At 51.3% G+C, this 13,327-nt stretch carries 11 protein-coding genes; 3 read left to right on the forward strand and 8 right to left on the reverse strand.

Features of this window, described 5'->3' with window-relative positions:
- Positions 1–27: 27 nt before the first annotated feature.
- The 3 genes from K6T23_RS19095 to K6T23_RS19105 form a co-directional block, all read right to left on the reverse strand.
- Positions 28–246, reverse strand: a complete 219-nt coding sequence (locus tag K6T23_RS19095; RefSeq protein WP_238282679.1) for a DUF2922 domain-containing protein — start codon at positions 244–246, stop codon at positions 28–30.
- 35 nt (positions 247–281) lie between these two features.
- Positions 282–500 (reverse strand): DUF1659 domain-containing protein, encoded by a 219-nt coding sequence (locus K6T23_RS19100; RefSeq protein WP_142129411.1) that lies wholly within the window; start codon positions 498–500, stop codon positions 282–284.
- Between the two features lie 106 nt (positions 501–606).
- Positions 607–1,713, reverse strand: coding sequence for a histidine kinase N-terminal domain-containing protein (locus K6T23_RS19105; protein ID WP_238282681.1), 1,107 nt, complete (start codon positions 1,711–1,713; stop codon positions 607–609).
- 504 nt (positions 1,714–2,217) lie between these two features.
- Between K6T23_RS19105 and K6T23_RS19110 the strand changes: the two genes are divergently transcribed.
- From K6T23_RS19110 to K6T23_RS19120, 3 genes are read left to right on the forward strand one after another with little or no spacing between them, the layout of a single operon-like run.
- Positions 2,218–3,033, forward strand: a complete 816-nt coding sequence (locus tag K6T23_RS19110; RefSeq protein ID WP_238284476.1) for a glycoside hydrolase family 16 protein — start codon at positions 2,218–2,220, stop codon at positions 3,031–3,033.
- 14 nt (positions 3,034–3,047) lie between these two features.
- Positions 3,048–4,382: a glycosyltransferase family 2 protein gene (locus K6T23_RS19115; RefSeq protein WP_238282683.1), complete on the forward strand. Its 1,335-nt coding sequence runs from the start codon at positions 3,048–3,050 to the stop codon at positions 4,380–4,382.
- Positions 4,379–5,308: a polysaccharide deacetylase family protein gene (locus K6T23_RS19120; RefSeq protein WP_238282685.1), complete on the forward strand. Its 930-nt coding sequence runs from the start codon at positions 4,379–4,381 to the stop codon at positions 5,306–5,308. The genes K6T23_RS19115 and K6T23_RS19120 overlap by 4 nt, the downstream gene beginning before the upstream one ends.
- 35 nt (positions 5,309–5,343) lie before the next feature.
- Here K6T23_RS19120 and K6T23_RS19125 read toward each other — a convergent pair whose 3' ends face one another.
- The 5 genes from K6T23_RS19125 to K6T23_RS19145 form a co-directional block, all read right to left on the reverse strand.
- A complete protein-coding gene (locus K6T23_RS19125) occupies positions 5,344–7,731 on the reverse strand; it encodes an EAL domain-containing protein (protein WP_238282693.1) in 2,388 nt (795 codons plus the stop codon).
- Between the two features lie 13 nt (positions 7,732–7,744).
- Positions 7,745–8,917 (reverse strand): beta-ketoacyl synthase N-terminal-like domain-containing protein, encoded by a 1,173-nt coding sequence (locus K6T23_RS19130; RefSeq protein ID WP_238282696.1) that lies wholly within the window; start codon positions 8,915–8,917, stop codon positions 7,745–7,747.
- Between the two features lie 174 nt (positions 8,918–9,091).
- A complete protein-coding gene (locus K6T23_RS19135) occupies positions 9,092–10,792 on the reverse strand; it encodes a laminin G domain-containing metallophosphoesterase family protein (protein WP_238282705.1) in 1,701 nt (566 codons plus the stop codon).
- 114 nt (positions 10,793–10,906) lie between these two features.
- Complete coding sequence (locus K6T23_RS19140; RefSeq protein WP_056540067.1) at positions 10,907–11,920, reverse strand: MupG family TIM beta-alpha barrel fold protein; 1,014 nt, start codon at positions 11,918–11,920, stop codon at positions 10,907–10,909.
- Positions 11,917–13,275: a PTS transporter subunit EIIC gene (locus K6T23_RS19145; RefSeq protein ID WP_148984757.1), complete on the reverse strand. Its 1,359-nt coding sequence runs from the start codon at positions 13,273–13,275 to the stop codon at positions 11,917–11,919. Before K6T23_RS19145 ends, K6T23_RS19140 begins: the two co-directional genes overlap by 4 nt.
- Positions 13,276–13,327 lie beyond the last annotated feature (52 nt).

A 13,327-nucleotide genomic window follows, 5' to 3' on the forward strand; every position in this document is an offset into this window, starting at 1 on the left:
TGTCAATTGACACACTCCCCTTTCCCATTAGATCAGTTCGTAATCTGTTACATTTCGTTCCACGATGCGTGCGCCTTCGATGGAAACGAGTGAGCCGCCTGAACTTCCGAAAACATCCTTTGCAATCAGATTCTCCATGGCGGCCTTCACCGCGGCTGGATCCACCGGCTCTTTCGGCCCGATGACCGAAATCGTTGCCAGCTTGCCCATTTCATTCCTGAAAATCAATTCCAATGCTTTTGCCATTCTTTTCTCCTCCTCTTTTCATGATTCACCCTGCATTACGCGTTCACGTCGAATCGTTTGACCACTTCCACATTGGAAAGCGTCTTTTCCGAAAGACCCGCCAATGAATCAGCGGTGCTGTTGACGTCATCTGCAGATGCAGATCCGTTGATGTAGCTGTAGGACTTGTACTCGAAAACCGGTTTGCCGTCACCATCAAGCCCTTTGTAAAACTGGAATCGGATGCGTGTATCCTTTAAGTCGATCGCTGCCATGTTTATCACCCCCTTCACCCTTTATATAGGGTTTGGGAGCGTTTAAGGGTACCTGCACCGTAAACTTTTTTCAGAACAAAAAAAAGAACCGGCATCAGCCGGTCGGTCATGGTTGAAAAACAGTGGATTCAACTGGGATGCGTATAGTAAAAGTCGTCTTCTCATCGGTGGAACGACAGGTGAGGGTACCATTATGCTTCTCCACAAGCTTTCTACAAATGTAGAGGCCGATGCCTGTACCGAGATCCTTCGTCGTGAAGAAAGGCTCGAAGATCGCTTCGATTTTCTCTTCCTCGATCCGTGGCCCGTTATTGCAGAAGGTGACCACCACATCATCCTCCAGCATTTCGCAGCTCACATTGATATGGCGGTAGCCTTGCACTTCCTGAAGGGCATCGATGGAATTCATGATCAGATTCAGGAATACCTGTCTGATTTCGTCCTTATTCCCCACTATCATCACATCCGGCGAACAGTGGCTCTGAATGGACACATCCCCGTCCAGGAGGGTCGGATAGAGAAATTCTATCAGCTCTTCCAGAAGGCTCATGAGGCTCATCCGCTCTTGCTTGCTTTCGATGAGCTCCTTACGGGAAACATGGAGAAACTGGGAGATGCGATAGTTCAATTGATCGAGCTCATGCTGCATGATATCCATATATGGGAGATCAGGATAATCATTTCTCAACAGCTTCATGAATCCGACGATGGAGGTCAGGGGATTCCTGAATTCGTGGACAAAGCTTGAGCTCATCTGTCCGAGGATGGTCAAGCGCTCTTTATGGGTCTGGTCGATATAGAGCTCCTTTTCCTTCAGCACCTGATCTTTGATTTCCGTATACCGCCTCACGGCCAGATAAGAAAATCGATCAAACAGCTCATTCACAAAGTCGAGCTTTGGCTGGAACCCCCCATGCTCCATAAAGGAGTGATTCAGCCATTTGATGATCGTACTTTTACCGATGTTGACGTTGTACACGAATTCACTAATGTTCACGTCGGCATCCACCCGCTCCTGGGCGGTTTTATTGGCGAGGAAAAGCATCTCTTCTTCTGTGAGGGGTCTTTCAACCGCGCGTATGACAAGATGGAACATCCGTCTTGCATTACGCTCAACCTCTTCTTTATGCTTATCTGTATCTGAAATCACGATGTCATCGAGCCAGTTCTGGATCATTTCATTTTCATGCCGCTTCAAAAAATCTATCATCATTTCACTGGGACTAGTCATCTTTTGGTCAATCTCCTTCATTCCAGCACGCTCTCTCACTAGTAATAACCCTATCATACCATTAATAAAGGCGGTAAATGGATGAGTTTGGCTTTTGGTGATACTTTCTTCTACTGTCAAAGTTGGAAAATCCCTTCCACCCGTCGGAATCCTCCGTATTTCTCTTCTATTCTCTTATTTCTATAGGATATTTCATTATAAAGAACTAGTAAACTTATAATAAAACACAAAAAACGACACTATATGACAAGGTTCAATAAAAAATGATTCTTTACGTGATGAAAATTACCTGCTACTATAGTTCTTAATAAAGAACACCCCTCCCTAACTTTCTCTCTATCATCAAGAGCTTGAACCAGACATCCTTACCTCTGAACTATTTTTCCCAACTGTATCAACCAGATTCCATCCCCTTCGACATGCGAACCACTGGTATTTCACTCTTTTATTGTTCATTATTAAGAACTTGAGGTGATTTCATTGAAGGTGCTCATCGGTTTCCTCTTCCTCTGTCTCATTCTCACTCTTTCATCGGATGTGACCTCCAAGGATCACGCTGAGATCCAGGCAGATGAGTCCTTCCCGTTTAAACTGAGGGATCTTTCTCCGCGCTCCCAGTCCCAGGATGATTGGATGCTGATCTTTGAAGAAGAATTCAGTGGAGACTCTTGGAGAGAGAAATGGAATATCCAGGACTGGCCTTCAGATAAGAACGAGGAGCTCCAGTATTACACGCCCGACAATGTCACGGCGCGAAACGGATACCTCGTGCTTTCCTCGAAATCGGAGCGCTTTAAAGGAAGGGATTATACGTCAGGGGCTGTGACCACGGAAGATTTATTTGAATTCACATACGGCAAATTGGAAATACGGGCCAAACTCCCTTCTTCAAAAGGAGTATTTCCAGCTCTCTGGCTCGTGAACTCTGAATCGGAGGATTGGCTGCCCGAGATCGATGTGGTGGAGAATATCGGACAGGAACCGAACAACCTCTATTTCGTCGTTCACTGGAAGGATGATAAAGGCGTTCAAAAACGGGACTACCTCACCTATACAGGGGAGGAAGCCTTTCACGAGCACTTCCACACGTACGGGATGATCTGGGATGAAGACAAGATCTCTTGGACGCTCGACGGTCAGGTGGTATTCGAAACCACAGCCTTCTCTCCGGATGTCCCTCTCTTTCTTTATATGAATACCGCCATCGGCGGAATATGGCCGGGGGATCCAGAGCCGGGGAATGTTAATGAAGAATTCCTGATTGACTATGTGCGGGTCTATCAAGACCGCGGGGAGGAATGAATATGCTATTGCTCTTGATTACCTTCACACTTTTTATCGCCTTCGTCCTGTTTCAAACCGTCTATATCCTGGTCCCCCTGTTCAAGAATGAAAAGAAGAAACGGGTCCCCATCAACCGACAGCACTCCTTCTCCATCATCGTTCCCGCTTATAATGAAGAGAGGGTGATCGAGAATTGCATACACGGCTATTTGCATCAGGCCCACCGGGACGCGGAGCTGATCATCGTGAACGATGGCTCGACCGATTCCACCTTCAATGTCCTGAAGGAATTACTGGATCTCCATATCTACCACAGACCTGGTGAAGACGGGCTCTTTCATAAAGAAGTGATCAATGTCTTCCGCTCCTCTCTCCATCCTTCGATCTATGTGCTAGATAAAGTGAATGGCGGGAAAGCCGATGCACTGAATGCAGGCATCACCTTCAGTCGTAACGAGCTCGTGGTCACCCTGGATGCCGATAGTATCCTTGGGGAAGATGCGTTAGTGGAAATGAACGCGGCCTTCCAGGATCACAGGGTCATCGCCTGCGGCGGCAACGTCTTGATTTCTCAGGCATTTTCAGGTGAGATCGGGAATCTGAAGCCAACATTTACGATCCCGAACGTGATCCGCTATCAGTTCCTTCAGTATCTGACCGCCTTTCTCCTCCACAAGCGGGCACAGGCAGCGGTCGGCGCCATCACGGTCATCGCCGGGGCGTTCGGCACGTTCCGCCGGGAGACACTATTCCACATACAAGGCTTCCGCAGTACGATTGGCGAAGATATGGATATCACCCTGAAACTGCACCGGTGGATCGAAGAGAATGGCCGCAGCTCGCGGATCGCCTTTGTTCCTTCCGCCGTCTGCTACACGGAGTGCCCCGATACATTGAAGTCCATGTTCAAGCAGCGGGTCCGATGGCAAAAGGCGTTCATCGACTGCCTGATTCACTACCGCTCCTCCTATTTCACCCGGTTTTCCTGGAGATTCTCCCTTTTCTTCCTGGTCGACCAGTTCATCATCGGCACGCTGAATGCGTTCACCGTGATTGCTGCACCCGTCGTCTTCATCTTCCGCCATGACGGGATGACGCTTTTCCTGTTGCTCGGGCTGACAGCAGTCCTGCTCTTCATGTATCAAAGCATCATCACGATCTATATCAGCAGGCTTCACGGCATCCGGTTTTCAAAACGGGACATCATCCGGATCCTCTGCTTCCTGCCTGTGGAAATCGGCGTGTACCGGATGATCAACCTCGTATTCGTCGTGTACGGCACCCTCTCCTACTTCCATCAGCCCCAGTCATGGGATAAGTTTGAACGGACCGGGACGGTAGGCTGGAAGGGAGTGAAGCGGGCATGATGATGAAGAGCCTTTTCGCATCCGGCTTCCTAGCCCTTCTTTTCAGTATCTTTGCAGGCATCTTCCTCTACTTCACCGAGCTTCTTCCCCCTGAGCCTGTCACGACTGCAGCGGCAGACAGCAACATCCAGATCGACGCCTGCGCGAAGGAATCCAGGACGTTCACGGGAAGGACGAGAACTGACGGTACGGTCCCGATCCTCACCTATCACCGCATCGTGGAGGAGAGCGACCTCTCGTCCCGGCACATGATCGACGGGAAGGTAAACCAGATGATCGTCACGAAGGAGGAATTCGAGAAACAGATCGCGTTTTTGAAAGAAGAAGGCTTCACGTCCCTTACCCTTCCTGAGCTCCATGAATTCCTTGTAAACAAACAGGAGATCCCCAAAAGGAGCGTCGTCATCACCTTCGACGACGGATATAAAGACAACGTGACCGAGGCATATCCAATTTTGAAGAAGTACGGATTTCAGGCTGCAAGCTTCCTGATCGCAGGTATGATCACAGCGGAAGACCGTCCCTTCACCCCGGAATATGTCCAGTACGCCAGCACGAAGGAACTTTCCTCCGCCTGCACCGTCTTTTCCTATTATAGTCACACGTTTGACTTCCATCATCGGAAAGGGTCCTCCATGGAGGATGAGAAAAGCTTTTTGATCACGGAAGACGCAAATGCCATCAAAAAAGATCTTGCGAAAAGCATCGGGGTCCTGAAGGGAGAGAGCCTTGCCTTTGCTTATCCTTACGGGGAATATTCCCCCAAGTCCATCAGGATCCTGAAGGAACTCGGCACCAGCATGGCATTCACAACGGAAGAGCGTGACGCTTCTCAAGCCGATCATCTTTATGAGCTCCCGCGGCATTCGGTCTTTTACGATACCACCATGACCAAGTTTCGATCCATCTTCAAACCCCATCATTGAAGAAAGCCGTCCCGGGATGACCGGGACGGCTTTCATTATAGTTTCATCTTGCCGAATACGTTCTTCTCGAAGTCTTCAGGAGACAGAGGTCTGCTGATGGCATACCCTTGGATCACATCGCATTCGGTCTGTTTCAGGAAGTCGTATTCCCCCATATCCTCGACTCCTTCTGCGGTGACCTTCAGCTGCAGATGCTTGGCCATGGAGATGATGCTCATGACGATGGCTTTGTGATCCTCATGGGAAGAAATCCCCTTGATGAAGGAGCGGTCGATCTTCAACGTATCGAGTGGATACTGTTTCAGATAGCTCAAGCTTGAGTAGCCCGTCCCGAAATCATCCATGGAGATGGAAACCCCGATCTCCTTCAGTTCGTTCAGCTTCCGGATCATAATGTCTAGTTCATACATGGCGATGCTCTCGGTGACTTCTAGATCGAGATAATCCGGATTGAGACCCGTCCGCTTCAGAACGTCCTTCACCATGCAGGCGAATGATTCGTCAAGGAGCTGCTTGATCGAGACATTGACGCCTACCTTCATCGGCGGGTAGCCGGCACGCTGCCAGCGGACGTTCTGCTTGCAGGCTTCCTTCAGCACCCATTCCCCTATCGGGATGATGAGTCCCGTTTCTTCAGCAACGGGAATGAATTCAGACGGCGACACCGGACCCAAGGTTTGGTTGGTCCATCGAAGGAGTGCCTCCATCCCACACACCTTCTCAGTTGAAAGATGCCAGGACGGCTGGTAATGCAAGGTCAGTTCGTTGCGGGAGAGAGCCGACCGCAGCTCTTTCTCGATGACCATCTTCCGGTAGAACTGATGGTTCATTTCATCAGAGAAGAACTGGAAGCTGTTCTTCCCTTTCTCTTTCACATAGTACATGGCCGTGTCGGCATTTTTCACGAGCGTCTTGGCGTCTCGGGCATCCTGTGGATAAAGGCTGATCCCGATGCTCGGTGTGATGGTATATTCCTGTCCTTGTATCCAGAACTCCCTTCTGAACTGATCGAGCAGATCGTTGGCGATGGCCACCGCGTCCTCCTTGGAACAATCCGGGAAGAGAAGGGTGAACTCATCCCCGCCAAGCCGATAGACGTTCGCTCCATACGATCTCAGGAAATCTTCCAAACGCTCGGCAACTTCGATGAGGAGCAAGTCCCCGAAGTCGTGACCAAGGGTATCATTGATGTATTTGAATCGATCCAGATCGATGAGCATGAGGGCTCCACCGGAGGCATCCTCAAGGAAGCCTGTGAGATCATCATTGAACTGCCGGCGATTCGGGAGCCTCGTCAATACATCGTGATTCGCCTGATAGGCAAGCTCTTCTTCATGCTCCTTCCGCTCCGTGATGTCTGTGGATACACAGAGCACCAGGGTGGTGTCATCCGTCACAATGGGGATCTTCGACGTTTGGAGCCAGCGGACACCGCCGCTTGTGTCGACGAATTTCTCTTCCTCGACATCGATCCCCCTCATCGTCCGCAAGATGAACCGGTCCATTTCCGCAATGTCCCCGCCCGTCTGCCTGCTCTCCTGCAGCTCCAGATCGGTCTTGCCGATCATCTCATCCTTGGAGAGCCCGAATAAGGAGGCATAAGCGAGATTCACCAGGTAATACCGCCCGTCCTCATCTTTTGCATAAATATAGCTCGGGTTCATATCGATCACCGTCCTGAGGAAGGTGTGCTGCTCATCGATCCGTTCATTCATCTTCTTCACGGTTTCCACATGGATGCGATTAGACAAGATCAAGATGGAAATGGCGAACAGCAGGACCGCGAATGAACTCGGTAGCAGCATGGAACCGGGATAGAGATTCAGTACCCCGAGGGAATAGCCCACCACGGTGGAGATGGTGAAGTGGATCAGGAAGGAACGCTGGGCCGGGCTCTCGATCCATCTCGATAATAAATAGGATACAGCGAGACTGACGGCGAACATGATCGTATTCAGATAAAACACCCACGAATACTCGCCTGGTACAGGGAAGTAGAATGGGAATGCATGACCTGGATTGATCACCCGCAGGGAGGCGACCCCCTTCTCGGTCCATCCGATCACATAAACAGCGAAACTCCAGCAATAGAAGAAGATGAGGATGCTCCTATTCATGAAGAAGCGCCATCTGGTCCCCTTCAAGTGCTTCATCTCCTGCGTATAAACGGTGTAGGCCACGTGGAAGAGAATCGGTGCGATCATGATGCTGCCGAACCGGAAGAGCCTGAAGAGAAACTCGACTACCTCCTCAGGGAGCAGCGTATAAGCGAATAATACCGATACATCCAACTGCCAGAACGTGGCGAAAACGAGGAATAAGAAAAGCACCCTCGATAGACGGCTTCCTTTGAACATGCGAAGGATGGTGGCGCCGATGATGATCGGAATCAATGCGACGATAACTGAGTATAAAAAAAACATGATGCCATCCCTCCTACTTCGAAATTAGCATACAGGCATTATTTCCGCTTATGCCGTGTGTGGTGATGCTGACGCTCGAGACCGGCTGATAGATCGTCTCCCTCACCAAGGGAAGGGACTCAAATCCTTTCTGCCTGGTTTTGATGGTGGGCGGGATAAATCCGTACTCCATGGACAGGATGGAAGAGATCGTCTGGATCGCTCCCATGGCGGCAAAGGAATGGCCCGTCATCCCTTTGATCGACGTGATCGGGACCTTCCCTTTGAACATGCGATGGTGATTCTTGGATTCGATCCGGTCATTCACCTTCAGGCCGAGTGCCTGGCTGTTCACATAGGTGGGGGTCGCATCCCCTACAACCGCTTGGAGGACCAAAAGCATCTCTTTGCCCGTCTCATCAACCTGGAGCATCGGCTTCCCTTCATTGCGTGAGACCACTTTTCCGATACTTCCGTGGATGGGTCGCCCCTTTTTAAGCGCATCTTCCCTTCTTTCGAGGATGAGCATGGCCGCTCCTTCTGCGAGGACGAAGCCGTCATGCTGTTCAGAGAAAGGGACGCCTGCATCGGTGATGGAGCTGGCAGATTGAATGGCCTTCATCTTGAGGAAGCCATTGATGCTCCACTGTCCAAGAGGGGCATCGGTCCCCCCGACCAGGCAGGCATCGACCTGACCCGTCTTAAGCAGTAATTTCCCCAAGGACACGGCATCAAGACTTGCCGTACAGCCTGTCGTAATGGTATATGCAGGCCCCTTCGCCCCGATATGCTCCGATACAGTGGAGGAAATCGTATGGGAATCGACGATGGAAACCCCGTGGACCGGATAGCCTTTCAATCCTGATGCCACTGGGGCATAGGCTTCCACTTCCAGGATCGCCCCTGCCGATGTACCGATGATGACGCCGATCCGTCTGGGATCCGCCGACAGCCCGCTCATGTCAACCGCATCGCGTGCGGCCGCGACGGCGAGTCTTGTCGATCTCGGATACCGCCGGTAATTCCTGTTGCCGAACGTCTCGAACTCATCGTCGATCAGCCCCGCAATGATATCTCCTTCGTTTCTTCCCTTTCCTTTCAGGATGGAGTGGGTGCAAATCCCTGCCTCCAATATATGATGGAATTCTTGTTTATTCTTTGCACCGGGTATCTTCAGGCCATACCCGGTCACGACTATATCTTCCAATCGAACCATCCTTTACATATAGTAGAACATATACCCACAATACATATTATATAAGGAAAAGAGACATATTCCATTATAATTCGACATAAATAGGATGGTCCCTGCTTGTGTAGTGAAGAGAAAACGTTCCCACCAGCTTCAGTGGAAATAAAAATAGCGCCCGTAATCCGGACGCTATAAATCAAATCGTTCTTTAAAGTGCAATGGAACCGTGAACTGGTGCTCGTCACCCGTCAGATACGGGGAATCGAAATAGCTCCGTTCCTTTTCAGGGAGTGAATCGGCCCAAGGGGAATAGGTGCGGAACCGGATCTTATCATGCTTTTCATCGAACTCAGCGAGCCTCATCCAGCCGTTACCGCCGTTATAGCTTGATTGATAGTCGACGAGGACTTGGATGACGGGATGCCCGAAACGGTTTTCCTTAATCCGGTGCACGGTTCCCTGGTGGTGTCCATTCACCGTCATGAACACTTGATCATTCCCATCCACAAGGCCTTCCCACAGGCGACTGCCGCGATTCGTATCGACAGGGAACGTCCCATCGCTTGTGAGGATCTCATGGGACAAGAGGATCGTCGGGATCCCGGGGTGCTCCTTCAGGACCTTTTTGGCCCACGGCAAGTCTTTCTTCAGGTGGCCCATGTCCACTGAGAGGAAGAGGTATTCATAGCTTCCCGCTTCCGTAATGGAATAGGAGCTGAATTTTGACGGGGACGTCCCCTTATAATAGGGCTTATCCGTGTAGCGCTTCGGTCCGTAATAGTAGAGATAAGGATTGCCGAGCCCGTAATCATGATTCCCTGCGAGAGTGATGTAGGGGACCCTGCGGCGATCCAGGACGCTCAGGCTCAGGGATGAGTGTTCCCACTGCTTGGCGGAATCACTCTGATCCACCATATCCCCAAGGAATGCCGTCATGGCAATATTCAATTTCTCCTGCATGGTGGAGATCCATTTCACCTGCTGATGGAACAGCGCAGGCATGTAGCGGACCGTCTTCTGGGGATCAGGCACAAAGAGGAAGTTGTAGTTTTCCTTGTTGCCCAGCAGATGACCTTTGTTGCTCATCCCGCTGCGCAGACTATTTTTCCTCGGTTCCGGAATGAGCCACTTCCCTTTTGGGAGCGCCTTATCCGAAATGCGGATCTCTTGGATGCTTCCGGCGAATAATGAACCCTTGCCGATCCCCTTCCCGATCGTCCACACCCCTTTGTTGGGTGCCAGTAGCCCGTTGACGGTGGATGCATTCTGGCGGAAATCTTCCGCGCCGTTGATGAACACCCTCGTCTTCTTGCCGTCATTGACCACAGCGATGTGATACCAATCCTTTTTCCCCGGGAGGGCAAAGGACCCGAAAACCCTGGATTTCTTGCCGTTTGCCGGTGTTCCCTCCCACTGTACCTGTTTAAAATGCGTGATGGTCAGCTCAGACCCTTTCCTGCCGAGGATCCCCATGCCACTGTATTCATCCCTTGTGAAAGGATCGGGAAGCTTGACGACCGCTTCAATGGTATAGCCTTTCAAGAAGGCCTCCCCATTGAGGGGGGCATCTTTACCCGTCTCAAAATATTGCCCGCCCTTCAAGCTTTTGCGGTTATGAAAGTCGAGGCTTCCGACGATGAATTTCCGTGCGATATCATCCTTCGACCAGTTCAAGAGCCCATCGGTTCCATCATTGACCAGGATGAGCTCATTGCCTTTCCCGCTCCGGTCCTTCAAGATCAGTTTCCCCTCATCCAGTGATCCGCTCTTCACTTCACTCTTGGAGAATCGCCAATGAGCCACCGTGCTGTCCTCAGCGGCTTCAGCCGTGAAGGGATATGCGATGCCCATGAACGCGGCAAGGATGAATGCCACCCATATTCTTTTCACTAGTTCCCCTCCTCCGTCGTGAATGATTTGCTCTTAGTATGGACGAAGAGGATGTATGTATGTGTGATTTTCACTTACGAAAAAGACCCTGCCGGCAAGACAGGGTCCCATGGTTTACATCTGTTTTTTGAAGCGGATCCGTTGGGAAGGCTTCAGGAGGGCAAGGAGCGGCATATGCCGTTCATGGATCCAGCCCATCACGTTGACGGAAGGATCGGCTTCCAAAGGGTGTAGGACAATCCCCATCTCCCCGCGGTAGCGCCCATAATCATCATTATCCATCGTGATGGCTCCCGGCGAGCGCTCAATGCATGCTTCAGGCGAAACTCCGGCAGCCGTCCTTGTGTTCATGATCCTGAGAACATCCCGCCCCGGATCCGGCCTTAGGACATAGTCACCCTCCACCTCACCGGCGCCTTCATAGGAAAGGGTGATGATCCCATCCGCGTCCAGCTCGTGAAGGTGATGCAAAAGATCCGCTGACCATCCAGGATCGCCGATGAATACCCCGCTGACCCCTTCATGGAAAAGACCGGCCGCATGGACGAATGGATCTCCGTGCCTATGATCTTCAAGCGTCGGGAGTCCCTGAAATAACGGTCCCCTCCGTTCCTCATCACCGGGTACGAAAGCATACACGGGAATTCCGAAAGCGTCGAACATCTCCTGTTGGGAACGGAAGAACGCTGTGCTGATCCCCGTTTCCCTTCTCGGATAAAAATTGTGCCATGCGATCAGTGCGGAAGGATCGATTCCCATCCCCAACCATTCTTCGACTTCTTCTTTCCTGACGGTACTTGCGTTAATGGCGAGCTTGAAGTGATGGGAAAGATGCTCCACATCCTCGCGCGAGAACCCATCATCCAGTCTCAGGGCCGTGACCCCAAGCGACCTCATCTCCCTGAAGCAGGTGAGGCCGAGCATCTCCGGAGTCTGCCGTGAGACGTCAGCGAAGACCTCGAAGCCTTCATCATGGAAAAGGGAGAGGAGCTGGCGTATCCGCTCCTGGCCGGCAGGCTCCTCCGGGATATGAAAGGATGTGAAAGCCTGTTTGATCCCCAAGGCAGAGGCACGGATGATCCGTTCTTCTGCCCGTGGATCAGACAGATAAATCGAAATACCGATCATTCAAACTCACTCGCCATCTCGTCTTTGAATCCGAATGCATACGTCAACAGGAAGCCTGCGAGATAGGCAATGAGCAATCCAATGACGTAATAGAGGATTTCCCCTGCGTTCACAAGGAAGATCAGCGGTACACCCGAAACACCGATGGCGAAGGTCGCCACATCGAAATAGGCTTGGAAGGCACCACCGAAACCGGCGCCGAGACATGCTGTCAGGAACGGACGGCCAAGAGGCAGCGTCACCCCGAAGATCAATGGCTCACCGATGCCTAGGATACCAGCAGGAAGGGATCCTCCGATGGCCCGCTTCAGCTTCGGCTTCTTTGTTTTGAAGAAGATGGCGAAGGCCGCTCCGACCTGACCGGCACCACCCATGGCGAGGATCGGCAGAAGTGGATCGTCCCCGATGGAATTGATGAGCTCAAGATGTACAGGCGTCAAGCCCTGATGCAGTCCGGTCACGACAAGTGGAAGGAATGTCGCCCCAAGGACGAATCCTGCACCGATACCGCCGACTTCGATCAATGATAATAATCCTTTAGTAATAATATCAGATATGAATCCACCCACCGGCATGAAGACGGTATACGTCAATAAACCCGTGACTAAGAGAGCAATCGTCGGCGTAAAGATGATATCGATGGCCTGTGGCATGATCTTCCGGACATTCTTCTCGACAAAGGCCATGAAGACGGCAGCAATCAACACCCCGATCAGTCCGCCCCTGCCCGGAAGGAGATTTTCCCCGAAGAGGGCAATGTCGCCGATGGCCGGGTTGATGATAAGGATCCCCGCAAGTCCCCCGAGTGCCGGTGAACCGCCAAATTCCTTGGCAGCATTTACCCCAACAAGAATGCCAAGATAAGCAAACAACCCGCTACCGATCACGGACAGCATCATCACGAGATCGGACTCACCATTCAGCCAGCCGGCCTGGACGAAGAATTTCGTAAAGCCTGTGATGAGACCGGAAGCGATTAATGCAGGAATAAGAGGAATAAAGATATTGGCGATCCTTCTCAGTAAAAGCTTGACCGGCGTACTGTTCTTTTTCTTCAGTTCCGCCTTCCGGTCAGCAGCCCGTGCCTTCAGATCGATGTCGCCTCCATCTTCTGCAACGAGTTTCCCGAACTCTTCCGTGACCTTGTTCACTTTCCCCGGTCCCAAAATGACCTGATAGGTGTCATCTTCCACAAACCCGATGACGCCATCGATGTCCTTCATGGTTGCTTTCTCCACAAGACTCTCATCGGCAACCTTTACACGAAGCCTTGTCATGCAATGCTCGTAGCTCGTGATGTTCCCCGCACCGCCGAACTTCTCCAGTATCGCTGCTGCCAGTTCTCTGTTTGTCACTGCGACCCTCTCCTCTCGACCCCTTTTTTTTTTATATCTGACGCCAACGGGT

The organism is Rossellomorea marisflavi, from assembly GCF_022170785.1.
GTDB lineage: Bacteria > Bacillota > Bacilli > Bacillales > Bacillaceae_B > Rossellomorea > Rossellomorea marisflavi_B.